This window comes from Micromonospora sp. NPDC000442 (assembly GCF_042898635.1).
GTDB lineage: Bacteria > Actinomycetota > Actinomycetes > Mycobacteriales > Micromonosporaceae > Micromonospora.
Window position 1 is genome coordinate 538,321 of record NZ_JBIAYZ010000001.1, and the last position, 25,100, is coordinate 563,420.

The window sequence follows — 25,100 nt, forward strand, 5'->3', positions numbered from 1 at the left end:
GTGCGACGCGGCTGGGGTGACCGACGGCTTGTAGGTCTGAATGGTCCGATTGATACGGATCTGACGCCGGGACCACAGCACCCCCGTGCCGTGGTCGCAGGTGTCAAAACTCACGGCAAACCGGTGGCGGTGCGACCGCGCCCCACCGCGACGGCAGGGTGTGAGGAATGAACTCGTACGGCGATCCCAGCTCCTCGCGCGGCCGGGCCTGGATTCCGGGCCAGGACGACTCGGGGCAGACGGACGACGCGTACCGCCGCCCGGGTGGTGAACCGCGCGGAGTCAACTGGTCGACCGGGCCGGAGACATCCGGCCCGTCGGCCCGCGCCTCGGTCGGCGGACGTGCCTCGGTCGGCGGCTCGGCGAGCGTTCCGCCGCGGGGCGGTTCCACCGGTGCGGCCCCGGTCGGCCGGGCCGGCCCCGGTCGCGCCTCCGTGCCGGTCTCACCAGCCGGACCGGGTCGTGCCTCGGTGCCGGTCTCGCCCGCACCCGGCCGTGCCGGCCGTGCCTCGGTGCCGGTCTCGCCTGCACCCGGTCGTGCCTCGGTCGGTGCCGCCGCCGTGGGCGCGGCGTCAGCCGGTCGGGCGAGCGTCGGGTCGGCGTCCGTGGGTGGCGTCGGCGGTCGGGCCGCGGTGGCCCGGGCAAGCGTCGGCGGCCCCGGCGGACCGGGCGGTCCCGGTGGACCGGGTGGACCGACCAGGCCCGGTCGCGGTGGCCGTGACCCGGGTGCGGTGGCCCGCGCCCGCAAGCGCAAGCGGATGAACATGCTGATCGCCGGCTTCGCGGTGTTCATCATGCTGGCCGGCATCGGCGTGGTCGGGTTCACCTACTACTCGACGAACGTGGTGCTGCCCAAGGAGATCCCGCTGCCGCTGTCCACCACCGTCTACGCCAAGGATGGCAAGTCGCTGGTCGCCAAGCTCGGCAACGAGAACCGCACCTTCGTCACCATCGACAACATCCCGCAGCATGTGCGCGACGCCGTGGCCGCCGCCGAGGACCGGAACTTCTACCGACACTCGGGCGTCGACTACAAGGGCATCGCCCGGGCCGCCTGGAACAACCTCTCCGGCGGCGACAAGCAGGGCGCCTCGACCATCACCCAGCAGTACGCCCGCAACGCCTACGAGAACCTCCAGGACGACAGCTACGCGCGGAAGGTGAAGGAGGCGATCCTCGCCTCCAAGCTGAACGACAACTACACCAAAGACGAGATCATGGAGAACTACCTCAACGTGATCTACTTCGGTCGTGGTGCGTACGGCATCGAGGCGGCGGCGCAGACGTACTTCAAAACCAGCGCGAAGAAGCTGACGGTGGCGCAGGGCGCGGTGCTCGCCGCGTTGATCAAGCAGCCGGTCGCCAGCGCCACCCACAAGGGCTTCGACCCGGAGACCAACGAAATCGACGCGAAATCCCGGTGGGAGTACGTCATCAACGGGATGGTCGAGGAGGGCTGGCTGAACGCCCCGGGCAAGCCGGAGCGGCCGGCCGAGTATCCGAAGGTCGAGAAGTCGAAGAAGAACAACGGCTTCGGGGTCGCCACTCCACGCGGCAACGTCATCAACTACGTCCGCAAGGAGATGGAGGAGTGGGGCCTCTGCTCCAACTCCGGTGCCGAGGGCAAGCCCAGCTGCGTGGACGAGCTGCGCGAGGGCGGCTACCGGATCACCACCACCATCGACCCGAAGATGCAGAAGGCGCTGGAGGAGGCGGCCCAGCCGGACCGGAAGGGCTCGGTGCTCAAGGGGCAGCCGAAGAACCTGATGTCGGCGGTGGTCTCCGTCGACCCGAAGACCGGCCGGGTGCTCGCCTACTACGGCGGTGACAGCGGCGCCGACTTCGACTACGCCGGCCTCAACACGGATCAGAATGGCAACATCGTCGGTGGCCATCCCCCAGGCTCGTCGTTCAAGGTCTACACCCTGGCCGCGGCGATCGACGCGGAAATCTCGGTCAAGTCGCACTGGGACGCCACCCCGTTCAAGCCCGAGGGGTACGACGATCCGATCGTGAACGCTGGCCGGGATGTCAGGCGAACCTGTAACAAGTGGTGCACGCTGCAGGAGTCGACGGTGCAGTCGTACAACGTGCCGTTTTTCCACGTGACCGAGGACATCGGCCCCGACAAGGTCCTCGACATGGCTCGCCGCGCCGGCATCCGCACCATGTGGGACGACAAGCAAAAGGTCTACGACCTGACGAAGGAGAAGCCCGAGAAACTCGCGCCGAGCAAGTTCGACCGGGTTGTCGGCTTCGGTCAGTATCCGGTGACCGTGCTGGACCATGCCAACGGTCTGGCCACCCTCGCCAACAAGGGCAAGTACAACAAGGCGCACTTTGTCCGGATGGTGGAGAAGCAGAACAAGGCCACCGGCAAGTGGGACAAGGTGCGCGGCACCGGCGAGAAGCTCAAGCCGCAGCAGGTGATCCGGCCGGAGGTCGCCGACGAGGTGACCGCGGTGCTCAAGGAGATCCCCGGCCGAAACAACGCGACGCTGGTCGGCAACCGGCAGGCCGCGGGTAAGACCGGCACCTGGCAGCACGGCAAAACCGACAAGAACGCTCACGCCTGGATGGTCGGCTACGACGAGAACGTGGCCACCGCAGTGTGGATCGGCAGCCGCGACCCGAAGAAGCCGGCGATCGTGGACCGAAATGGCGTCAACATCGGCGGTGGCAACATCCCGGCCGCGCTGTGGAAGCGGTACATGGACGACGCCCTGAAGGGCTACGACCCGTCCGACCTGCCCGACGTGACCGGGGTCGGCGATCAGGACGCCGGCAACGGCGAGGAGCCCGCCCCGCCCTCGCCCCCGCCGGGCGGCAACCAGCAGAACTGCAACCCGCTCGACCTCCTCTGCCAGCTCGGCGGTGGCAACAACGGCGGTCCCGGCGGCGGGGACAACGGTGGCAACAACCCGGGCGGCCCGCCCGATCGTGATCAAGCGCCGGGTGGCGAAGGCGGCGGCCTGCTACCACCCAGAACGACGAGCCGGGACTAGCTCCCGCTGACGCCGCGGGCGGCCGGAGAATTCCGGCCGCCCGCGGCGCTGTACGGAGGGGACGACGATGGCCCGGTACGCGGTCCTTCTGCGCGGTATCAACCTCGGGAAGGCCGAGCCGTGTCGGCATGGCCGATCTCCGCAGCCTGCTCACGGCGGAGGGGTACGGGAACTTCGCCACGCTGCTGCCGGGAAGATCTGGCGCGGGTGGTGACCACGAGCCCGCTGCGCGAGATGGCCACCGACGGCTCCAGGTGCGTCGTGGCCGTCCTGTCGGAGTCTCCGGAGACGCCGGTCGACGAGGTGCTGAAGGGGATCCGACCGGGACGGGGACCGGTACGTGGTGGACGGCTAGAAGGAGTATCACGTGGTCGAGTCGGTGCCGGGCCCATCCGATTCGCCGCGCGCGTCGGCGCAGGGTCCGCAACGTGTCGACAACAGACTGCCTGCCTCCCTGTTCTGGCGGGTCACGATCGCAGCGCTGCTCGGCGCGGTGATCGGCACCGTGATCGGGGCGACCTGGCGGGCACTCACCGAGTCCGATCGACCGGCCGAGGACATAATCGCTCTGACCTTCCTCGCTTGGCTGGTCGGTCTTCCGGTGCTGTTGGTGGTGAGCTGGGTAGTACTGGCGCTCACCGGTCCGGCCTGGGTGGCGCCAACGGTGACGATCGCGGGGCTGGCTGCCGGAGCCTACGTCGAGGGCCTCTACCAGAAGGCCGCCGGCTCGTCGGACGCGACACCGGTCGCGATCTGCGCCTTGGCCTGGGGAGCCTGCTATACGGCCGTCGCGCTGGCCTGTCTTACTGGGTTGTCCCGAGCGGTTCGCGTCGCACTTGCCGCCCTGCTCATCACCCCGGCGGTCCTGTTCTTCGTGCTCTGAGCTTTCGTACCTGAGCGCAACCGGCCGCCGGATCGTCAGATGCGGCATGTCGGGGTTTCCGACGCCAGGGATACCGCGACATGCCGCAGACCGCGAGCGCCGGGCGTCGGTTGCCGAGCGCCGGTCGCCAGTGCCCAGGTGGCGGAGGTGTCCACACAACGGCGACAGCGCCTCGGGGATTCGATGTGGTTTCGGCTTCAACGCCGTCGCCGGATGCGGCAGGATGCACGGTCATGAGCACGAAGTCGACGCCAGGCATCGATGGATCGGGTGCCCCCGATCACCCGTCCCGCTCCGACGGCTTCGTCCGGGGGCTTTCCGGGCTGATCGGCGGTCCGCTCGGCGACCACGCGGTCGCCCGCGACCGGCCCGTCGGCGCGGAGAATCGGCTCTGGACGGCGGTACGGATCGTCCTGGCGCTGACCTGCCTCACGCTGGCCCTGCACTGGGTGCAGAAGTCGCCCTGCCAGGACGGCGCGTGGGTGAACAACGAGCAGTACACCCGCTTCTGCTACACCGACGTGCTGGCGCTCTACTACGCCGAACGGCTCAATGAGGGGGCGGTGCCCTACCGGGACCACCCGGTCGAGTACCCGGTGCTGACCGGGTACTTCATGGGGGCGCTCGGGTTGCCGGTCCACTCGGCCGGCGACGGCAACCCCGACATGAACCAGGGCCAGTGGTTCTACAACCTCAACGCACTGGTGCTCGGTGCGCTGGCGGTGGTCACCGTGGCGGTGATCCTGGCGCTGCGCCGTCGGCGCCCATGGGACGCCGCGCTCTTCGCGCTCGCTCCCGCGCTGCTGCTCACCGCCACCGTCAACTGGGACTTCCTCGCCATCGGGCTCGCCGCGTTGGGTCTGTTGTCCTGGGCGCGCTCCGGGCCAGGCCCGAAGGGGACAATGTTGGTGGCGCTTTCCGGAGTGCTGCTCGGGCTCGGTGGCGCGGCGAAGATGTGGCCGCTGTTCATCCTCGGACCGATCCTGGTGCTCGCGTTACGTGCCAACCGGATCCGGGCCGCGCTGCTGTCCATCGTCACGGCCGCGGTGACGGTGGTGCTGGTGAACCTGCCGGCAGCCATTCCGTACCGCGACAACTGGGACCGCTTCTTCGAGCTGAACACCACTCGTCCGATCGACTGGGGCACCTTCTGGTACATCGGTCGCTACCTGGACGGGAAGTTCGGCGACCCCGCCAGCATCGGGCCCTTCCAGTGGCTGGACGCCAACATTCCCACGCTCAACTACCTGTCGTACGCCCTGTTCGGGCTGGCCTGCCTCGGCGTCGGCGCGCTGGCGTTGCTGGCACCGCGGCGTCCCCGGCTCGCCCAGCTCGCCTTCCTGGTGGTCGCCGCCTTCCTGATCTTCAGCAAGGTCTGGTCGCAGCAGTTCGTGCTCTGGCTGCTGCCGCTGGTGGTGCTCGCCCGGCCCAAGTGGGGAGCGTTCCTCGTCTGGCAGGCGGCCGAGGTCTGCTACTTCATCGCCTTCTACGGCCAGTTGCTCGGCGCGTCGACCGGCACGCCGGTCTTCCCGGAGGGCGTCTTCGTGCTGGCCGCGAGCCTACGTCTGGCCGCCGTGGTGGCCCTGGTCGTCCTGGTCGTACGCGAGATCCTGAACCCGGAGCAGGACGCGGTACGCCGCAACTACGCCGACGACCCGGACGGCGGCCTGCTCGACGGCACCCCCGACGCCCCCTGGCTGGACCGATGGCGAAGCCGCCGCTCAACCATCGAGCCAACCCCGACGCCCGTGGCTGCGACCACCTGACCCGGTGACGCTTGACGCTCAGAGGCGGAAGACGACGACGTCGTCGATCTCCTCGCGGGTGATGCCCAACCCGTCGACCGGTGCGTCGACGCTTACCTCCCACGGGGTGCCGGCGATCTTGCCGCGCAGCACCAGGACGTTGTGCACGCCGAGCGTGCGCAGGTAATCGACGCTGGTCTGGTCGGGGAAGGTCATGGTGACCCGGCGTACGTCGTCGAGCTGACGTGGGGTGAAACCGCTGCCCCCGTTGACGATGTCCTGGAACCGCGTGGTCGACCACAGCATCACCGGCTGGTCGTGGTTCTGCCCGCTGGGCAGGACGAGTAGCGGGCCGTCGATCGAACGCATCGCCGCCGGCTGCGCCGGCACCACCGGATGGGGTGTGGTGTTGGTGCCCTCAGCGACGACCAGCAGCAGCGGCACCAGGGTCGCCAGGCGCAGCCAGGGGCTCGGCCAGGAGGGAATGCGTTCGGCGGAGATCTCCCGGACCCGCTCGGCGAACGCGCTTACCGCCCCCGCCGCCAGCAGCCCGAGCAGCAACGTGGCCCACAACATCAACCGGCCCGGCGTCCGGATGCCGCTCCAGCCGGGCAGATGGTCGAAGAGCGGTACGTAGGTGAAGCGACCGCCGAACAGCTCGGTGCCCATCGACAGGGCCATCGCGACAAGCGCCCCGGCGAGCAGCAGGAGCCGCTGGCGGACCTTCCAGATGGAGAAGAACAGCCCGCCGACGGCCAGCGCGTACAGCACGAAGCCGGGCAGCAGTGTCATCTCCGGATGCCACGGCAGCAGCGACCGGGCACCTTCGTGCAGCCCACCCCAGAGGCGGGACTCGGCCGGGGCGGTCACGAAACCGGTCGCGGGCGGCGAGAAGATGGCGATGTCGTCGATCGTCCGCTCCGCGTTCGGGTGCAGCTGCGCGACGGTGAAGTACGGGATGGCCATCAGGACACCCACCCCGGCGAAGATCAGCCCGCCGATCAGGTCGGCGACGAACAACCGCTGGCCGAAGGGGCGCTTGAGCCGCCAGAAGATCCGTTTCGCGTACCAGATGACGGCGGCCACCAGCACGGTGCCGGCGAGCACGTACGCGAACGGCAGGCCGATACCGAATCCGAGACTGAGCTGCCAGGCGGCCACCAGCCAGCCGGCGTACACCCAGCCCTCGTGCCGACGCTCCGGTCGATAGCCGTGCCGGAGCGACCAGCCGTGCCCCCGGGCCAGCATGGCCAGCGCCAGCGGAATACCGCCGTTGGAGACCACGTGCAGGTGGCCCGCCTGGGCCAGCAGCCACGGTGCGTAGGTGTAGGCGACACCGACCACCGCGGAACCCGTCCGGCTCGCGCCGAGCTGCCGGGCCAGCACGTACGCGCCGAAGGTGGCGAGGGCGTGCGCCAACACGAACACGATGTTGTAGCGAACGAGGGCGGCTTCGGGGCCGCTGCCGATCATGCCGGCCGGCGCGTACCCGAGCAGGGTGTCCGAGAAGGCGAAGCTCCACCTTTCCGGGAAGAACGCGTTGGCGTGCCAGAGCTGGGCCGGTTCGGTCAGCAGGATGTGCCCGGACCAGGCCATCTGCCAGGCCTGGAGGCTCGGGTCCCAGTAGTCCTGCGGCAGCGTGTGTGCTGGGTAACGCAGCGTCGGCCAGGTCATCAGCACGGCCAGCGCCAGCGACGCGACGGCGGCCAGCGTCCACTCGTGGATCAGCAGCCGGCCGACCCACCGACCCAACCGCCCGTACCAGGTGGGTACCGGCTCGGGTGCGGGCCCGAAAGCGGCCCACGGGTCAGGCTTGCTTGCGCCCTCCGCCGGGGTGCCGTCGGGCTTGCTTCCGCCCGCTGCCGGACTGCCGTCGGGCGTGCCGCTGTCGCCCGCGCCGGCCCCGTCGCCGCCCGCCTTCTTCCTGCCTCTGCCCTTGTTCTTCTTTCCGCCCTTGTCCTTCTCCCCAGGCTCGTCCTGGTCGCCGACCTTGTTCGTGGCTCCGGCCTCGCTCCTGGCGTCGGCCGTGTCCGCAGTGCCTGCCTTCTTGCCCGGCGCATCGTCGGCCCTGGGGCGCTTCCGTGTCGTGCGAGCCGCGTCGGCCGGACCGTTCCCGGTGGGTCTGCCCTGGTCAGCCTCGTCGAAGGCGCTCGCCCGGACCTCGTCGCCCGGGTCGCGCCGGTACTGCGGGTCGGTGCCGCCGGGCGCCGGACCATTGGTGGCCCGAGCGTTGCGCGAGGTCGGCCTGGGGCCGCCAGGGGCGGACTGGTCCGTGGTCATCGTGCTCCGGTCTCCCCGTCGAGTTGCCGACGCAGGAAGGCGATGTCGTTGCCCTGCCCCTCGACGCCCCCGGGCGTCTCCACGATGACCGGCGCGTCCGCCGCGCGAATCACCGCAAGCAGGAGATCCGGGTCGATGGTCCCGCCCGACAGGTTGTCGTGACGATCCCGCCCCGACCCGAACCCGTCCTTGGAGTTGTTGGCGTGTACCAGGTCGATCCGACCGGTGATCGCCTTCACCCGATCGACCAGGCCGAGCAGTTCCTCACCGCCGGCATGGGCGTGGCAGGTGTCCAGGCAGAAACCGACCTCCTGGTCACCGAGGGCGTCCCAGAGCCGGGCGAGCGCATCCAGCCGCCGCGCGCAGGCGTTCTCGCCACCGGCGGTGTTCTCGATCAGCACCGGAAGCCCGAAGCCCCCCGACTCGGCCGCGTACGACAGTGCCTTGCGCCAGTTGTCGAACCCGGTCGACGGGTCGTCACCGGCGTTCACGTGCCCGCCGTGCACCACCAGGCCCTTGGCGCCGATCGCCGCGGCCGCTTTCGCGTGCGCGAGCAGCAGCTTGCGGCTGGGGATCCGGATGCGGTTGTTGCCGGTGGCGACATTGATGACGTACGGCGCGTGCACGTAGACGTCGACATCGGAACCGATCAGCGCTGCCGCGTCGGCGCGGGGCTGCGGCGACTTCCAGCCCTGGGGGTCGGAGAGAAAGAACTGCACGGCGTCTGCCGCTCGGGCGGTCGCCTCCGCCAGCGGGTCGGTCGGATCGACGTGGGCTCCGATACGCATGCAGGCGAGCCTACGTCCCGCCACCGACGGGCGGGCCGACGCCCGCTACCTGGCCGCGTCACCGGCACCGACGGCAGTCGTTGATGCCAATGGATCCTCCGGTCAAGACGACTCGGCAGGACCCAGTAAAGGAAAATGTCGGTAATTCTAAGATTTGCCCCATGAAGCACCGGCTTCTGCGATAACGTCAGGTAACAACGTGATAAAGCTCCGCGGGGCGTCTCCGGTCCAACCTCATCGGTGTGGTCGTTCCTCCCCAGGTCCCACCCAAGGAATGCGGACCAGGCGCCCCGCGGCCCGTGGCCGGGGGTCCGTGCCGACAGCGACGTCGGCACGGACCCCCGGTTTGCTGTACCCCGTCACCTCGGTGATGGTGATCGTCCGGGCCGGGTATCCTGGTCCGGTTGTCCGTCCCCGGCCGGGTCCCCCCGGTACCGGAACGGGCCACGACGCACGACCTCCTGCCACGGAAGGACCGTGGCCGCTTAGCCCACAGGAGGTGAGCACGTCTTGCGTCATTACGAGATCATGGTGATCCTCGACCCCAGCCTCGAGGAGCGCACCGTCGCCCCGTCGCTCGACACGTACCTGAACGTGATCAGGACCGCGGGTGGCTCGGTGGAGAAGACCGATGTGTGGGGCCGCCGGCGCCTCGCGTACGAGATCAACAAGAAGGCCGAGGGCATCTACGCCGTCATCGACCTCCAGGCGACGCCGGAGGCGGTGGCCGAGCTGGACCGCCAGCTGCGGCTCAACGAGTCCGTGCTGCGTACGAAGGTCCTCCGGCCGGAAATGCGCTAGCAAACCCACCCCGGCCCCACCCGGATCAGCCTCACCGTCGTTGTCGGAGGGTTCTGAGAACCTGTACGGCGGAACGGATGAGCGCGCGAGGAGTTTGGTCATGGCAGGAGACACCACCATCACGGTCATCGGCAACCTGACCGATGACCCCGAGTTGCGGTTCACCCCCTCCGGTGCCGCGGTCGCCAAGTTCCGGGTCGCTTCGACGCCCCGGTTCATGGACAAGGCATCCGGTGAGTGGAAGGACGGCGAGCCGCTGTTCCTTTCGTGCACCGTCTGGCGGCAGGCCGCGGAGCACGTTGCGGAGTCGCTCCAGCGCGGTGCCCGCGTGATCGTCTCGGGTCGGCTGCGTCAGCGGTCCTACGAGACCCGCGAGGGCGAGAAGCGCACCGTCATCGAGCTGGAGGTCGACGAGATCGGCCCGTCACTGCGCTACGCCACGGCGAAGGTGCAGAAGATGTCCCGGTCCGGCGGCGGTGGCGGCGGCTTCGGTAGTGGTGGCGGTGGTGGCCAGGGCGGCGGAGGTAACTTCGACGACCCCTGGGCTTCGGCTGCACCGGCCCCCTCACGTTCGGGTGGCGGCAACTTCGACGAGGAGCCTCCGTTCTAATGGCGCCGAGCGCCCGTGATCGTAAACCAGGAGCAAGAGCAATGGCGAAGGCTGCGGCACTGCGCAAGCCGAAGAAGAAGGTGAACCCGCTCGACAAGGACGGGATCACGTACATCGATTACAAGGACACCGCGCTGCTGCGCAAGTTCATCTCCGATCGCGGCAAGATCCGCGCTCGGCGGGTGACCGGCGTCACCTCGCAGCAGCAGCGGCAGATCGCCCGTGCGGTCAAGAACGCCCGTGAGATGGCGCTCCTGCCGTACACCGCGACGGCCCGCTGAGAGAGGCACCGACATGAAGATCATCCTGACTCAGGAGGTGTCCGGGCTCGGTGCCCCGGGCGACATCGTGGAGGTCAAGAACGGCTACGGCCGTAACTACCTGCTCCCGCAGGGCTTCGCGATCGCCTGGACCAAGGGCGCGGAAAAGCAGGTCACCCTCATCAAGCGGGCCCGCTCGGCCCGCGAGATCCGCGACCTGGATCACGCCAACGAGGTGAAGGCACAGCTCGAGGCCCTCAAGGTGAACCTGAAGGCCCGCGCCGGTGAAGGTGGTCGGCTCTTCGGCTCGGTCACCCCGGCCGAGATCGTCGACGCCGTCAAGGCGGCCGGCGGCCCGGCCCTCGACCGGCGGCGGCTGGAAGTTTCCGGTCACGTCAAGTCGATCGGGTCGCACCCCGTGCGGATCAAGCTGCACCCCGAGGTGACCGCCACGTTCAACCTCAACGTCGTGCAGGGCTGAGTCCCGGCCGGCAGATGACGCAGGGCCTGCACCGGTGCACGGTGCAGGCCCTGCGTCGTTGTTCGTGAAGTACCCGGTCAGCCGATGGGCTGGCCGGTCACCGCGCTGATCATCACCGTCGAGAGACCGCCACCCACCACGGCGGCGGCGAGCGCCACAGTGGTCGGACGCCAGGTCGTACCCACCCGACGCAGCAGCGTCGCGATCGCCAGGCTGCTGGCCAGGGCCAGGCCGAAGCGCGGCAGCCCGCCCACCATCGCCCCGAACGCCCGCGCCCGGGGCGACTCGCAGCCACCGCCACTGATGTCGGTCACACAGCCCGCAGGTGGCGCCCCGTCCAGGGTCAGCAGCCAGACGAAGACCACGACCGCCGGTAGGACGTAACAGGCCGCGGTGTAGAGCAGGGGCAGCCAGGGGCCGCCCGGATCGGGATCAAGCAGGTCGTCTTCCAGCCGGCGGTTCCAACCTGCGTTGCCCACCGACTCGATGCGGCGTCGTACCGCCGCCATACCGACCGGCCGAGCCTGCGGGACCGCGGCGGTACGCCGCCGTGGTGCCGGGCGGGGACGCGGTGCCGTGTAGCCCACCACCGGCGACCGGGGCGCCGAGGCGGGCGCGTCCACCCAACGCGGATCGTCACCGGCCAACCGGGTACCCGGCCAGAAGGTCTCCTGCGGCGGCTCCGGCTGGGGCCGGCTGCTCCGCGACCACTGCTGGGCACCGGGTGCGCCACCCGACCGGGGGCGCTCCGTACGATCCCAACGGTCCGCCTCGGAGTAGTCCTCCCACCTGTTGCCGTCCCGCTGCCGTTCCCGTCGGTCAAGCTCGGGATCGCGGTCCCACTGGCCCGTGCTGTCCGGCTCCAGCCACTGCTCCGACGGCGACGACTGAAGCCACTGGCTCGTACTGTCGGCGTCCCAGGGATCGACCGGGCTGGAATCGGCACGACGATCCAGACCGGTGGGCTGCTCCCAGGCGTGCAGACCGGAGGCGTCCCACGGATCCACCGCGGGCCGGCGCGGTGCTGGCTCTGCCGCCCGATCCCACGGTTCCGCTGCCCGCTCCCAGGGATCCACCGCTGGACCGGGTGCTGGCTCTGCCGCCCGCCGCCGACGTCGAGGCGTCGGCTCGGCGACCGGCTCCGAGTCAGGGGTCTGCTGGCCCTCGTCCGCCAGGCCGGACCAGGTCACCTGGCGTTGGCGGGACTGCGCGCGGCGAGGCCGACTCTGCGGCGCCACACCCGAGACCGGATCGTCCTCCTCGGCCCGGCGGCTGCCGACGTACCCCTCCTCCTGTGGACGGTCGAAGGTCCACTCGCGGGTGTGATCGGACTGCGGTGCCACCGCTGGCGACGAGGCGATGGCGCGAGGCGGCGGATCACGCCATTCAGCCTCCTGGGAGCGCCGGCTCCGACTGCTCCGGGAAGCCCTCGACGATCTCCAGCCGTCATCGCCGTAGCGCGGCCGGTCGTCATCGTCATCGTCGTCCGGCGCGGCATGCCGGCCGCCACCGTCGACGCTGCTGACTCCCGACTCCAGTGCCCAACGCGGCAGATACGGCTCGGCCGGTTCCTCCTGGCCACGTTCGATCGCCCGCCGACGGCTCGGAGTGCGGTAGCGCTCGACCGCCGAGTCGTAACGGTCGGCCCGTGAATCCTCGACGGGCTCGGCCCACGAAGCGGTCGGTCGCCGCTCGCGCGGACCGTCCTCCCCGCGTGCCCAGTCCCGGTAACTCACGGCCGGAGCGTGACCCTTCTCAACCGAAAGTGCAATCCGCTGTCCAGGTGTAGCCGTAGGCCACCGATCTTACGGGAGGTTCAGGACAAAGCCCTACCCGGAAATTCCCCTCCACAGGCTGGGGAAAGAGTTTCCGCAGGTCAGCGCCTTTCCGGCGAGAATTCCCCATCCGTTATCCACACCCTGTGCACACGCTGCGCACATGGTTGTCCACCTGAATCCACAGGTTGTCCCGAGGCTCGTCCACCGCCACGGTTGAGTGGCTGACCTCGGAGTCCGTATGGTTGCCACCGACCTGCTGACCCGATGGCCCCCGATCGAAGCGGCCGGTCGACGTTGTCGCATCCGGGCGGTAAGCCTGGAACCGATCCGACGCAGTGGAGGGGGGCCCGGTGTCGGTCACCGACGACAGGCGGACGGAGTCGTTCCCGGGCGGCGGGCAGCAGTCCGGCGACGGACCACGCGACGGTCAGTTCGACAAGACGCCACCGCAGGATGTTGCCGCGGAGCAGTGCGTCCTGGGCGGCATGCTGCTTTCCAAGGACGCCATCGCCGACGTCGTCGAGATCCTCAAGACCAACGACTTCTACCGGCCGGTGCACGCCACCATCTTCGACATCATCCTGGAGATCTACGGCAGGGGCGAACCGGCCGACGCCATCACCGTCGCGGCGGCACTTGCCGACTCCGGCGATCTGGCCCGCGTGGGTGGCGCTCCGTACCTGCACACGTTGATCGCGAGCGTGCCGACCGCCGCGAACGCCGCCTACTACGCGCGCATCGTCAGCGAACGCGCGGTGCTCCGGCGCCTGGTCGAGGCCGGCACCCGGATCGTCCAACTCGGCTACGGCACCGCGAGCGGTGGCAGCCGGGACGTGGACGACGTCGTCGACCTGGCTCAGCAGGCCGTTTACGACGTCACGGAACGCCGGGTCAGTGAGGACTTCGCCATCCTGGCCGACATGCTGCAACCGACGCTCGACGAGATCGAGGCGGTCGGTGCGCAGGGCGGCGTGATGACCGGCGTGCCGACCGGCTTCACCGACCTGGATCGCCTGCTCAACGGGCTGCATGCCGGTCAGTTGATCATTGTGGCGGGGAGACCTGGCCTCGGAAAGGCGCTCGCGCTCGACACGCCCCTGCCAACTCCGGCCGGCTGGACGACGATGGGCGAGGTGCAGGTAGGCGATCAGCTGATCGGTGCGGACGGCCGCCCTACCACCGTCACGCACGCCTACGAGGTGCGCCACGACCGCCCCTGCTACGAGGTCGAGTTCTCCGACGGTTCAGTCATCGTCGCCGATGCCGAGCACCTGTGGACGACGACCACCCGGGCCTCACGCCGCCAACAGAATGAGCGCCGGCCGCGCTACCAGCGGGATGCCTCGGCGCGCGTCAAGGCGGCAGCCGTACACCGGACCGTCACCGCAATTCCCGACCGGCTTGTCACCTACCGGGAAGCCGTGGAGATCGCCGGGTCCCAGTTCCGGAACGTCCTGCACGTTGTGGCGGCCAAGGTCGGCATCGCAGGCACTGTCGAACGTCAGTACTCCCGGAACGGTAGGCCCTGGCGTCGGACGGTCGACGCCTACAGCGCCCATGCCCTGTTCGACGCACACCTGAGCCGGGTGAGTCGGATGATGAACAGCAATACGACCGTGGCACACCCTCGGGCCGTCACTACCGAACACATCGCCGCGACACTGCGGCATCCGGCTGACGGGCGCGCAAACCACGCGGTGACCAATGCTCGACCGCTGTCCCTTCCCGCCCGCGAGGACCTGCCGATCCCCCCGTACACGCTTGGCGTGTGGCTGGGCGACGGGCACTCGGCAGGCGCCCGGTTCACGTCGGCGGATCCGGAGATCGCACAGTACGTCGCAGCCGATGGCTTCATCGTCGCCCCGGGAAGCGGGACCTACTCCTATGGCATCAAGCTGCCGCCGCGGGCACCACTCGACGATCGTCGCTGCATCGTCTGCGGCGTCATCTTCACTCCCCGCGCGCCTGCGGTAAGAACCTGCGGAAGGACGTGTGGCGCCAGGTCGAGAGGCATGGTCGAGACCGCCGACCGCGAGGGTTGCGAGACCTGCGGTACGGCGACGAAGTCCAGCTGGAACGGTGCCCGCCACTGCGCGTCGTGTCGCCGGTTGCGTGGCTCGTTCACCGGGCTGCTTCGAGCCGCCGGTGTCCTTAACGACAAGCACATTCCGCAGCCCTACCTCCGAGCGTCGGAGGAGCAGCGACGGAAGCTGCTGGCCGGACTGCTCGACACCGACGGTACCGCCGCGCCAGCCGGACACATCCAATACACCACCACCTCGGAGCGGATGGCCGAGGATATGTACGAACTCGTCGTCAGCCTGGGCTACCGATGCTCGATCAACCGCAAGCGAGTCAACGGCCGCACTCCCGAAAGCTCGACGGCTTTCACACTGAACTTCTCTACCTCGGACGAGGTGTTCCGGTTGACCAGGAAGCGGGAGTCGCACGCCACGCGCCGGCACGCGGGTACCCGATCCCGCTACATCGTGGATGTGCGACCGGTGCCGAGTGTCCCCGTGCGGTGCGTCACGGTCGACAACGAGGATCACCTGTACCTTGCCGGGCGGTCGATGATTCCCACGCACAACAGCACAGCAAGCATGGACTTCGCGCGTAACGCTGCGATTCGTGCCAACCAGGCGGCGGCGATCTTCTCGCTGGAAATGAGTAAGGTCGAGATCGTGATGCGGCTGCTCTCGGCCGAGGCCCGAGTGCCACTGCACGTGCTGCGCAGCGGGCAACTGTCCGATGACGACTGGACGAAGCTGGCCCGCTGCATGGGTGAGATCAGCGAGGCCCCGCTGTTCGTCGATGACACGCCCAGCATGAACCTCATGGAGATCCGGGCGAAGGCCCGTCGGCTCAAGCAGCGGCATGACCTCAAGTTGATCGTGGTCGACTATCTCCAGCTGATGACCTCGCCGAAGCGTACCGAGAGCCGGCAGCAGGAGGTCGCGGACCTGTCCCGTGGCTTGAAGCTGCTGGCTAAGGAGGTCGAGTGTCCGGTCATCGCGGTCAGCCAGCTGAACCGTGGCCCTGAGCAGCGCACCGACAAGCGCCCACAATTGTCCGATCTACGTGAATCTGGGTCAATTGAACAGGATGCGGACGTTGTCATCCTTCTGCATCGCGACGACTACTACGACAAGGAGTCCCCCCGCGCCGGAGAGGCGGATTTCATAATCGCTAAACACAGAAATGGCCCGACTGACACTGTGACGGTCGCCGCCCAGCTGCACCTGTCGCGCTTCGTGGACATGGCGATCGTCTGACCTGACTCAGCCGAGGCTCACGGGCTCAGCCGAGCACCGGGAAGCGGGCGGCCAAGGCATCGAGATCACGCCGCTCAGGAGTTGGACCACTTCGGACGGACTCTCGAATGCAGCCGCGGAGCGACGGGCCCACCAGGCGTGCCGGGCGTTTCCGGTACCGCCGGGGAACGCGTGCCAGTAGCTGATGGAATGATGCCGTCGTACGCGTTGGCAAGTGCGATGTGCGAAGCTCGCGACCCCATGCCGGCAGCGTCCCACAGCCGGCGACCGCCAGCGCGTTCAGCGACCGGTCGGGCGGTGCCGGGCGCGGCCGGACCCGGTTTCAGCCGGGCAGCGACGGGTCGGGCGGCGGGCTGGCCGGGCGCAGGCACCGGTGACCGGGCTGGCCGGGATGTGACTGGCTGTGGAGTGGAAGACCGGTCCGGGCGTTCGGCCGGACCGGTCTTCCGGAGCTGAACGGCTCAGCCGAACATGTCGTCGAGGAAGCTCTTGCGCTTCTTCCGGCGGTAGTGCCCGTGGTAGCCGTAGTGCTGCTGACTGTGGCCGTAGGCGGGCGCCGGGGCCGGGTAGCCGTGCGGCGGGGGCGGAGGCGGCGGCACGGCGCCGTAGCCCGGCTGGTGTGGCGCGGGCGGTGGGGGCGGGGGCTGGTAGCCGCCCGGCTGGGGGGCGTGCTGGGCCGGCTGCGGGGCGGGCGGCGGCGGGGCCTGCTGGGCGCTCCAGTTGGCCTCCGCCTCGAACAGCTTCTCCAACTCGCCGCGGTCGAGGAAGATCCCTCGGCACTCGCCGCACTGGTCGATGACGACGCCACTGCGCTCGTACTGACGCATTTCTCCGTGACACTTGGGACAGGTCAGGCTCATCACCCGACGGTACCTGGTCGACTCACGCGGTAGCGGTCAGCGCCTCCGTCACCTCGTCGTCGGAAACCTCGTGGAAGTCGTCGTAGTGCGCCCCGACGGCAGTGAAGGTGGGCGGCCGCTGAGCACAGATCACCTGGTCGGCTTCGGCGGCGAGCATCTCGTACGCCTCCTGGGCACCGACCGGTACGGCGACCACCACCCGACGGGCGCCGAGATGGCGGGCCACCTGCACGGCGGCCCGGGCGGTGGCCCCGGTCGCCAGCCCGTCGTCGACGATGACGGCGGTGCGTCCGGTCAGATCCAGCGGCGGTCGGCCGGCCCGGTAGAGCCGTTCGCGCCGATCCAGTTCCGCCTGTTCCCGGCGCTGCACGTCGGCGATGTCGTCGGGGCTGAGCTGCCCGGCCACCACGTCGTTGACCACGCGTACGCCCGCCGGACCGAGCGCGCCGAAGGCGACCTCGGGGGCCCACGGCATGCCGAGCTTGCGGACCACGAGCACGTCCAGTGGTGCGCCGAGGCGTTCGGCGACGACCTGGGCGACCGGCACGCCGCCGCGTACCAGTCCCAGGACGACGACGTCCGGTTCGCCGATCAGGGCGGTGAGTCGGTCGGCGAGCACCTGGCCCGCCTCGCTGCGGTCGCGGTAGGTGGTCATGCTCTCAGGTCTACGCCCTACGGGCCGTCTTCGCTCGCCGGTTGCCGGATCCCGGGAACGTCGAGTGCGGGTGCCCACACGAGGAACGCCACCGGGTAGAGCAGATAGCCGAACCGGGTGCTGGGCATCAGCAGGATCGCCACGAGCAGCCCGTACCCGCAGACGAGCGCTGCCGTGCGGGCGGTGCGGGGCGGGCGGCGGGCGAGCCGGACGGCGATCGCCACTGCGGCGGCGACCAGCAGGGCCGCTGCCACGGCCCGGCCCGCCGGTAGCGCGTTCGCGATCAGATAGCCGGGAAACGGTGACTGCGCCGGGCTGGAGACCAGGCCGTGTCCGAGGGGGAACCGCAGCACGTTCTCCACCAGGGCGTCCCGGTCCACCAGCAGGGTGGGCAGCAGCGCGGCGGCGGGTAGGCCGAGCGCACCGGCGGCGACCCGCAGGCCGGCCCGCCGGCAGATACCCCAGATGACCAGGACGGCGGCGACCGGCCAGGCGAAGAGTTTGAGTGCACCGGCGAGTCCGACGGCGACGCCGGCCCAATCGGGTCGTGCGGTGGCGGCGAGCGCGAGGGCCAGCAGGCAGAGCGCGAGTACGGGTAGGTCGTCGCCACCGGTGGCGAGGGTCAGCGCGCAGATCGGCAGAACGGTGGCGGCCTGTACCCCGCGCAGCACGGCGGCGTCGTGCCCGACCGCTGCGGCCACACCCTCCGGCCGGCGCAGGACGCGGACGGCGAGGAGGAGAGCGAGGGCGGTGCCGATCGCGAACCAGACCCGGGCGTCGCTCCACCACGCGTCGGTGGCCGCGCGGGGCAGCCCGAACAGGGCCATGGCCGGTTGGTACGGCGTGTAGCCGAGCAGTTGTTCGCCGGGCGGCAGCGCGGCGATGGCGTCTGGTCCCAGGTAGGGCGTGCCGGTCTCCACCAGCCGCCGCCCGGATTCCTCGACGACGAGCACCTCTTCCTGGGCCCGGTCGGTACGCCCCGCCGCGCGCTGCACGCTCTGCCAGAGCAGCGGTAGCAGGGCGACGGCGATCCAGGTGAGGACGGTGACCAGGCAGCGTCCGGGAAGTCCGGCCAGCGCCGAGCCGGGCCGGTGCCGCCGGAGCAGGAGTTGACCGAGCGCCACGATTGCCGCGCCGAGGTAGCCGAGCGCGGCGATGCCGCCCCAGGCGCGGTGCGGCAGGAGGGTGGAGGTGGCCGCGGTGACTGCGGCGAAGGCGGCGGAGACGGTGTAGAGGCCGAGGTCGAGAGCGAGACCTCCGGCGGCGCTGTCGATCCGGTGCCACCACCCGGAACGGCGGCGGGTCGGGAGGGTCGTGCTCACCCGGGCAAGTGTGTCAGGCCGGCTGGTGGCGGCCCCGGCCGCCCTGTCGGCGTCCCTGCGGTAGCCGGACCACCGCACCGGCGTCGTGCAGGGCGACCGCCAGGCAGCCGGTCCGGTCACCGGTGCCGCGCTGGAGGGCGGCGAGCAGCGTTCCGGCGGGCAGTGGGCGGGCGAAGAGATGACCCTGGCCGGCGGTACAGCCCAGTTCCCAGAGCGTGCGTCGCTGCGCCTCCCGCTCCACACCCTCGGCCACCACGGCGAGGTCGAGGCTGCGACCGAGATCGAGGGTGGAGCGGATGATCGCGGCGGCCTCGGTGGAGGATTCCATGGCGGTGACGAAACTCCGGTCGATCTTCAGCTGGTGCACCGGGATCCGGGAGAGCAGCGAGAGCGAGGAGTAGCCGGTGCCGAAGTCGTCCAGGGCGAGCCGGATGCCGGCGTCGCGCAGTCGGGTGAGTACCTGGTCTACGACGTCGAGTTGACTGAGGGTGAGGGTCTCGGTCAGTTCCAGGATCAGCCGGTCGGGTGGCAGGTCATGGGCGCGCAGGCGGGCCAGCACCGAACCGGGGAACCGGGTGTCGAGCAGGCTGCGGGGGGAGACGTTCACCGCCACGGGTACGTCGAAGCCGGCGTCCCGCCAGGTGCCGGCGGCGATCAGGGCCTGGTCGAGGATGGCTTCGGCGAAGGCGGGTAGCAGGCCCGACCGCTCGACGGTCTCCAGGAAGCGCAGCGGGTCGATCATGCCGTGGGTGGGGTGACGCCATCGGGCCAGCGCTTCGGCGGCGATGACCTTACCGGTGCCGAGTTCGACGATCGGCTGGAACTTGACGGTGAACTCGTGGTCGGCCACGGCTCGGGTCAGGTCGCCGCCGAGCGTGAGGCGACCCAGGTCGGCGGTGTCCCGGGCGGACGCGTAGCTGGCCAGACGCTGCCCGGCCCGCTTGGCCTGGTACATGGCGACGTCCGCGCGGCGCAGCAGTTCGACCATGCCGCCGGTGGCGGGCGCGGCGGCGATGCCGCCGCTGGCCTCCACGTTGAGCCGCATGCCGTCGATGTCGAAGGGTTCGTGCAGCGCCGCCAGCAGCGTTTCGGTGCGGTGTGCGGCGACCGCGGGCGCGGGCAGGGCGCGCAGGAGTACAGCGAACTCGTCGCCGCCGAGCCGGGCGACCAGGTCCTCGGCGTGGGCGGCGGCGCGCAGCCGTTCGGCGACGGCGGCCAGCATCTGGTCACCGGCGGTGTGGCCAAGGGTGTCGTTGACCTCTTTGAAGTGGTTCAGGTCGATCAGGACCAGGGCGGTCACCCCGTCGGCGTGCCGTTGGTTCAGGTGGTCGTTGCCCGCGTCGAGCAGGTGACGCCGGTTCGGCAGACCGGTGAGCGCGTCGTGCGTCGCGTCGTGCGCGTGGGCCTGGGCCACCCGGGCGAGTTCGGCGTACGCCTGAGCGTTGCGGATGGCGGTGCACAGCGCCGAGGCGAAGGTGTAGAGGGTGTAGTGCTCCCGCTCGGAGAGTTTCACCGGTCCGCGGAATCGCAGCCGCAGCATGCCCACGTCGACCGTCTTGTCGTGCCCTTCCAGGCGGACGGGGACCACCGCGCCCTGGACGGTGGTGGACTCGTCGGCCGGCCCGTCGTAGCTGACTCCCTCGGCGCCGCCGCGCACGACCCGGTCTGTCTCGCGCAGCTCGACCTCCACCTCGTCGGCGGAGAAGAGTTCGGATGCCCGGGTGACCGCGGTGGTGAGGACCTCGTCCAGCTCGACCACGTTGAGCGCGTCGGTGGTCTGAGCGAGCCGCTGCCACACCTGCTGCTCGGTGCGCTGTCGGATCCGGCCGGCGTACGCCAGATGCAGACTGAGCACGAGCGGTGGAACGGCGAGTAGCAGCCTGGGATCCGCTTCGAGGATGAGCAGGCTGCCGATGGCGACGCAGAAGCGTACGAGGTATCCAGCAATCCTCAGATCGAGGTTGTTGCGGAAGTGCTGGGAGATGGGAGTTCGCGAGGCCAGCGCGATCACGGGCATCGCCAGCGCCTCGTCGAGCAGAGCGGCGGCGAGGTAGGCCGCTGCGAGCGGAGGTATCAGCAGCCACGGGTCGCCGCTGAGGCCGTCCCAACCGGCGGCGTGGAGGGTGGCGCCGGCACCTACGGCCATCAGAACGTTCTTGCCCACGCCGAAGGCGAGCTTGATCGGTGGTAGCCGGAGCGAGGCCAGTGCCACGCCGGCCGCGGTGCACAGGACCACCCACGGCGTTGGCGCGAGAGCCAGGGCCATCACCAGCGCAGTCTCGTTCCAGCTGATCGAATGACCTGTCGACCTGATCCGGACGGGGGTGTTGACGAGAGTGCCGACCGCACTCATGAAGATCAACATAACCAGAACGGACAGCTCGTTGAGAGGGGTGATCAACGGCGAGGTCGACGCGATCATGGTCGAGGCGGAGACGGCTGCGGTCGCCGCCACGACGACGAGACCGACTAGCAGCGTGAGCCGCCGATCGGTCTCATTGTCTCGTGTCGAGAGATGGATCATGCCACTCCTGACGGCCGCTCCACCGTGATGGCAGCCTACCGCCGGTGCGGGCATCCCGCGGTATCGATCAGGTCCAGTCGTTGCCACGCATGTCTTCGCCTCCTCAACTCGACGCCTCAGCTCATCGATGGAGACTCCATTCGATGGCGAAAGCGAGGTTAAGTCGAGACAGGTCGGACGAGCCAGGATAAATGTGACAATACGCAACATTAGCCAAGGATGCCGCTATTCATGACCGTCCGTTTATATGTGTTGTGCGGAGCGCATCGATCGTGAAGTTTGTCGAGTTGCTCGTCTACTGCCGACAGTTGGCTTACCGAATTCGGCAAGGCTTGTTCGTCGCCACTTCGGATTGTGGTCGCACATCGCCGATGTCGCCATCCCCGTGACCGAGCGTTTGTTGCGGTTCACCCGGTGCGATGCGCATTGTTAAGGTGCGGTCACGCGAATGCCTGCCTCACAAGGGGTTCGAAAAGTGAAGATTGAGGTGCTTGGCGGCTTTCGGGTCTTATTTGGTTCGTCCGAGGTGGACCTCGGCACGCCGAAGCAACGAACCGTTCTGGCCGAGCTGGTGATGAACTCGGGACGGACGGTAGCCATAGAGGAACTGATCGACGAGATCTGGCCGGAGGGCCCACCGCGTTCGGCCGTACCGAATGTCCGGACCTACGCCGCAAACCTTCGACGTACCTTCGAGGCGCACGAAGCTGGCCAGGGGGTGCTGGTACGTCAGCGCGGCGGGTACCGCCTGGAGGTCGCGACCGACGACGTGGATCTGTTCCACTTCCTTGACCAGGTTGAGCGGGCCCGTCAACGCAACCACCGCGACGACCCGGAGACGGCGCGGTCGTTGCTGAGCGGGGTGATGCCCCTCTGGCACGGGCCACCCCTGCTGGGTGTGCCTCTCGGGGCCTCGCTGGCTGCTCATGTGGCCGCCGCCCAGGAACAGCACCTTCTCGCCGTGGAACTCCTCGCGGACCTCCACCTCGCAGCGGACCGCGTGGAGGAGGCCCTACCGCTGCTGTGGCGAACGGTCGCGACCCATCCGATCCGAGAGCCGGCGCTGCTGCTGTTGATGAGGGCGCTGCATCGGCGCGGCGACGTGGCCGGCGCGATCTCGGTATTTCGATCCGCGGCCCGAGTCATGAGGGCCGAACTCGGCGTCGAGCCGGGATCCGATCTTCGGCGACTGCATCAGGAGATGGTCGGGCATCGAGCGGCTGCGATATCGGCGTTCCCCTCCAGGGGTTCCGGGGACAGCGACGATTCGAGCGCGTTGCACTCGACGACGCCTGACATCGGTGGGATCGACTGGGACTGGCTGCCCAGACCTGTAGCTCACTTCGTTGGCCGGGAGGCCCTCGTCGACCGAATGATCGGCCGGAGCCGAGCCGCCGCAGGCCCGGCACCCGTCGTTCACCTGATCGACGGGATGGCCGGAAGCGGCAAGACGACCCTCGCCGTGCAAGTCGCCAGGCATCTGGCGACCTCGCACCCGGATGGTCGACTCTTCATCGACCTGCGCGGTCACGATGAGGGCAACGTGATGGATCCCGCCACTGCCCTCGTGGTGCTTCTCCGCCAGTTGGGTGTTCCGGCTCCTCGAATTCCAGTTGACATCGATGAGCGGCGAGGGTTGTGGCGTAGGGAACTGTCCGTTCGCCGTGCGGTCGTCGTTCTCGACAATGCGGCCGACAGCGAGCAGGTGGCTTCGCTGTTACCAGTCACGGCGTCTTCGGTAATACTGATCACTTCTCGTCGGCGACTCCTCGACCTGGATGTAGGGCCTCCGGAGTCCCTATCGGTGCTGTCGTCAGAAGAGGCTGTCCGTCTGCTCGCGGTCAGCGCTGGAGAAGAGCGGGTAAATGCAGAACCTGAATCCGCTGCGGAGATAGTCCGCAATTGTGGTTACCTGCCGCTGGCAATCCGGCTGGTCGGGTCGCGGCTGGCTCACCGGCGCAACCGTCGGCTGGTTGACTTGGCCGCTCGCCTCGCCGCAAACGAGTCAGGGTTGGCCACCTTCGGGACGGGTGAGCCCAGCGTCGCTACGGCCTTCACCGCCTCGTACGAGCCGTTGAACGAGGTGAGTAAGCGTGTGTTCCGCTTGCTTGGTGTGCATAATGGGCACTACTGCATCAGCATGGTTGCGGCCATGTCCGGGTTGTCATACGCGAAAGCTGGGCACATCCTCGATGACCTGGTGGATCGGCACTTACTCGAAGAGTCGGAAAATGGTCGTTATCGGATGCACGACCTAGTCCGACAGTACGCTCGCGAGAAGTGCCTGGAAAAAGATTCGAACGAGGCCAGAAGGGCTGCGCTTGCCAGTCTGCTCGACCAGGTCATGCAACTGTCAATCGCCGCCACGAAGTCGCTGAACAGGCTCGTCGACATTTTCGGCGACATAGGCGAAGTGGTGCCGGAGCGCCCCGATCTACTGCCCGCGCCTGGGACGGTCGACATCGACTGGGTTGAACGGGAAAGGGCCAACCTGAATCTCTTCATCGAACTGGCCGCAGAAAACTCTCTTCATGGTCATACCTGGAGACTGGCTCGCGTCCTTTGGCGTTTCTACTATGTGCGGGGCTATTTTGAGGATATTCAGCTTACGCACGAGTTGGGACTCACCGCCGCACAGCAGTTGGGGAACGATCGCGCGGCCGGCATCATGAACAACTATCTCGCCTCCGCACTCACCAAGACCGGCTCGCATCACCAGGCGGTTCAGTGCTTGAAGAGTGCGCTGGCGGAGGCTGAGGCAGCAGGCCGCCGTGGAGACATCGCCCGGATTCGTGGAAACCTGAGCGTGGTCCACTGCATGGTGGGTGATTTTAGGGAGTCGATCGATCTTGCTATGGCAGCACTGCGCGACCTTCCGATGCGGCTGATAGGTCAGGTTCGGATACACCTTCCGAACGTCGGTATCGCCCTTACCTGGTTGGGTCGTTACGAGGAGGCGCTGCGGGTACATCGCCTTCATCTGCTCTGGGCACGGGTGGAAGGCGACCGGTACCAGATCGCCAACGCGCTGAGCCACATCGCCGCCGCACGGGTGCGCTTAGGGGAGCACGCTCCGGCCCTGCGGTTGCTGCGGTCCGCCATGGTGCTGTACGCCCAGACTGGTCACCGGCACGGCGAAGGCGACGCGCGCAATGTGATGGGCGCGGCGTATCGCGGCGTGGGTCTGCTTGCGGAGGCCCGGCGGCAGCACGAACTGGCGCTGGAACTCACCGGCCATTCGGCCGAGCGGCAGGCGGAGTGCACGGCGCTGAACGAGTTCGGCCTGACGCTGGCGGCCGACGGCGACGTCGACGGCGCCTTGCGGGCACACCGGCGAGCGCTTGATCTGGCGGTCCGGATCGACAACCGTTACGAGCAGGCCCGGGCGTTGGCCGGTCTGGCCGAGCACCTGTTGAGCGCGGACCCGACCGAAGCCCGGCGACATCTGGAACGGGCACTGGTGCTCATCGTGCCAACCGGAGCACCCGAGCGGTTCGAGATCGAGCGCCGTCTCGCCGCGCTGAAGCAGGGCACACCGATCTGCTGATCGCCGGATCTCGCTGGCCATCGTCCTTATCGATTTCTTATCGCCAGGGTCGCTAACCTCCCGAGCGTTCGTCGACGGGGGGAGATCCGACAGTTGCCGGATCTCGTCGCGACCCCTGCCGCCGGGTCTACCCCAGCAACCCGAGGCAGGCTGGTGAGGAAGGGGCGGCGTTCCCGCGCCGCTCCTTCCGAGCTACGGAAACGTGCTGTCGTACCGCCGGGATAGGCTCGCGACCGTGACCGAACCCGCCCAGCTCACCCACGTCGACACCGCCGGCGCGGCACGC

General features: G+C 68.8%; 16 protein-coding genes. 9 read left to right on the plus strand and 7 right to left on the minus strand.

Going from position 1 to position 25,100, the window contains the following annotated elements:
- Positions 1-167 precede the first annotated feature (167 nt).
- The 3 genes from ACFY2A_RS02595 to ACFY2A_RS02605 all read left to right on the plus strand — a co-directional run bounded on the left by ACFY2A_RS02595 (position 168) and on the right by ACFY2A_RS02605 (position 5,654).
- The gene (locus tag ACFY2A_RS02595; RefSeq protein ID WP_387167419.1) at positions 168-3,005 is read left to right on the plus strand and encodes a transglycosylase domain-containing protein; all 2,838 of its coding nucleotides are present in this window, start codon (positions 168-170) and stop codon (positions 3,003-3,005) included.
- Positions 3,006-3,372: 367 nt separating this feature from the next.
- Positions 3,373-3,888 (plus strand): hypothetical protein, encoded by a 516-nt coding sequence (locus ACFY2A_RS02600; protein ID WP_387167422.1) that lies wholly within the window; start codon positions 3,373-3,375, stop codon positions 3,886-3,888.
- 233 nt (positions 3,889-4,121) lie between these two features.
- On the plus strand, positions 4,122-5,654 hold the full coding sequence (locus ACFY2A_RS02605; protein ID WP_387167424.1) for a glycosyltransferase family 87 protein: 1,533 nt from the start codon (positions 4,122-4,124) through the stop codon (positions 5,652-5,654).
- Between the two features lie 18 nt (positions 5,655-5,672).
- Here ACFY2A_RS02605 and ACFY2A_RS02610 read toward each other — a convergent pair whose 3' ends face one another.
- On the minus strand, positions 5,673-7,913 hold the full coding sequence (locus ACFY2A_RS02610; protein ID WP_387167427.1) for a hypothetical protein: 2,241 nt from the start codon (positions 7,911-7,913) through the stop codon (positions 5,673-5,675).
- Positions 7,910-8,701 (minus strand): deoxyribonuclease IV, encoded by a 792-nt coding sequence (locus ACFY2A_RS02615; RefSeq protein WP_387167430.1) that lies wholly within the window; start codon positions 8,699-8,701, stop codon positions 7,910-7,912. The genes ACFY2A_RS02610 and ACFY2A_RS02615 overlap by 4 nt, the downstream gene beginning before the upstream one ends.
- A 510-nt stretch (positions 8,702-9,211) precedes the next feature.
- Here ACFY2A_RS02615 and rpsF point away from each other — a divergent pair.
- The 4 genes from rpsF (at position 9,212) to rplI (ending at position 10,853) form a co-directional block, all read left to right on the plus strand.
- Positions 9,212-9,502: a 30S ribosomal protein S6 gene (gene rpsF / locus ACFY2A_RS02620; protein WP_093409369.1), complete on the plus strand. Its 291-nt coding sequence runs from the start codon at positions 9,212-9,214 to the stop codon at positions 9,500-9,502.
- Positions 9,503-9,602: 100 nt separating this feature from the next.
- On the plus strand, positions 9,603-10,112 hold the full coding sequence (locus ACFY2A_RS02625; RefSeq protein WP_093409371.1) for a single-stranded DNA-binding protein: 510 nt from the start codon (positions 9,603-9,605) through the stop codon (positions 10,110-10,112).
- Positions 10,113-10,153: 41 nt separating this feature from the next.
- Positions 10,154-10,393: a 30S ribosomal protein S18 gene (gene rpsR, locus ACFY2A_RS02630; RefSeq protein WP_007073789.1), complete on the plus strand. Its 240-nt coding sequence runs from the start codon at positions 10,154-10,156 to the stop codon at positions 10,391-10,393.
- A 13-nt stretch (positions 10,394-10,406) separates the two neighbouring features.
- A complete protein-coding gene (gene rplI, locus ACFY2A_RS02635) occupies positions 10,407-10,853 on the plus strand; it encodes a 50S ribosomal protein L9 (RefSeq protein WP_363921010.1) in 447 nt (148 codons plus the stop codon).
- Positions 10,854-10,930: 77 nt separating this feature from the next.
- Here rplI and ACFY2A_RS02640 read toward each other — a convergent pair whose 3' ends face one another.
- Positions 10,931-12,589 carry a hypothetical protein gene (locus tag ACFY2A_RS02640; protein ID WP_387167434.1) on the minus strand — a complete coding sequence of 553 codons (1,659 nt, stop codon included), beginning with the start codon at positions 12,587-12,589 and terminating at the stop codon, positions 10,931-10,933.
- A gap of 377 nt (positions 12,590-12,966) precedes the next feature.
- Here ACFY2A_RS02640 and dnaB point away from each other — a divergent pair, with 377 nt between their 5' ends.
- Positions 12,967-15,906 (plus strand): replicative DNA helicase, encoded by a 2,940-nt coding sequence (gene dnaB / locus ACFY2A_RS02645; RefSeq protein ID WP_387167437.1) that lies wholly within the window; start codon positions 12,967-12,969, stop codon positions 15,904-15,906.
- Between the two features lie 461 nt (positions 15,907-16,367).
- On the opposite strand, the gene ACFY2A_RS02650 is transcribed toward dnaB, so the two are convergent.
- The 4 genes from ACFY2A_RS02650 to ACFY2A_RS02665 are packed head-to-tail and all read right to left on the minus strand — an operon-like array spanning position 16,368 to position 21,165.
- Positions 16,368-16,769: a zf-TFIIB domain-containing protein gene (locus tag ACFY2A_RS02650; protein WP_387167440.1), complete on the minus strand. Its 402-nt coding sequence runs from the start codon at positions 16,767-16,769 to the stop codon at positions 16,368-16,370.
- A 19-nt stretch (positions 16,770-16,788) separates the two neighbouring features.
- Positions 16,789-17,421 carry a phosphoribosyltransferase gene (locus ACFY2A_RS02655; protein ID WP_387167443.1) on the minus strand — a complete coding sequence of 211 codons (633 nt, stop codon included), beginning with the start codon at positions 17,419-17,421 and terminating at the stop codon, positions 16,789-16,791.
- A 17-nt stretch (positions 17,422-17,438) separates the two neighbouring features.
- The gene (locus tag ACFY2A_RS02660; RefSeq protein WP_387167446.1) at positions 17,439-18,743 is read right to left on the minus strand and encodes a glycosyltransferase 87 family protein; all 1,305 of its coding nucleotides are present in this window, start codon (positions 18,741-18,743) and stop codon (positions 17,439-17,441) included.
- A gap of 13 nt (positions 18,744-18,756) precedes the next feature.
- Positions 18,757-21,165 (minus strand): putative bifunctional diguanylate cyclase/phosphodiesterase, encoded by a 2,409-nt coding sequence (locus ACFY2A_RS02665; RefSeq protein WP_387167545.1) that lies wholly within the window; start codon positions 21,163-21,165, stop codon positions 18,757-18,759.
- Between the two features lie 577 nt (positions 21,166-21,742).
- On the opposite strand from ACFY2A_RS02665, the gene ACFY2A_RS02670 reads away from it, so the two are divergent.
- Positions 21,743-24,814 (plus strand): BTAD domain-containing putative transcriptional regulator, encoded by a 3,072-nt coding sequence (locus ACFY2A_RS02670; protein WP_387167449.1) that lies wholly within the window; start codon positions 21,743-21,745, stop codon positions 24,812-24,814.
- Positions 24,815-25,100 lie beyond the last annotated feature (286 nt).

What these genes read in the sequence shown, in the direction of transcription:
- ACFY2A_RS02595 (WP_387167419.1), top strand. Translation starts at nt 168, where the DNA reads ATGAACTCGTACGGCGATCCCAGCTCCTCGCGCGGCCGGGCCTGGATT.
- ACFY2A_RS02605 (WP_387167424.1), top strand. Translation starts at nt 4,122, where the DNA reads ATGAGCACGAAGTCGACGCCAGGCATCGATGGATCGGGTGCCCCCGAT.
- ACFY2A_RS02610 (WP_387167427.1), bottom strand. Translation starts at nt 7,913, where the DNA reads ATGACCACGGACCAGTCCGCCCCTGGCGGCCCCAGGCCGACCTCGCGC.
- ACFY2A_RS02615 (WP_387167430.1), bottom strand. Translation starts at nt 8,701, where the DNA reads ATGCGTATCGGAGCCCACGTCGATCCGACCGACCCGCTGGCGGAGGCG.
- ACFY2A_RS02625 (WP_093409371.1), top strand. Translation starts at nt 9,603, where the DNA reads ATGGCAGGAGACACCACCATCACGGTCATCGGCAACCTGACCGATGAC.
- rpsR (WP_007073789.1), top strand. Translation starts at nt 10,154, where the DNA reads ATGGCGAAGGCTGCGGCACTGCGCAAGCCGAAGAAGAAGGTGAACCCG.
- rplI (WP_363921010.1), top strand. Translation starts at nt 10,407, where the DNA reads ATGAAGATCATCCTGACTCAGGAGGTGTCCGGGCTCGGTGCCCCGGGC.
- ACFY2A_RS02655 (WP_387167443.1), bottom strand. Translation starts at nt 17,421, where the DNA reads ATGACCACCTACCGCGACCGCAGCGAGGCGGGCCAGGTGCTCGCCGAC.
- ACFY2A_RS02665 (WP_387167545.1), bottom strand. Translation starts at nt 21,165, where the DNA reads ATGATCGCGTCGACCTCGCCGTTGATCACCCCTCTCAACGAGCTGTCC.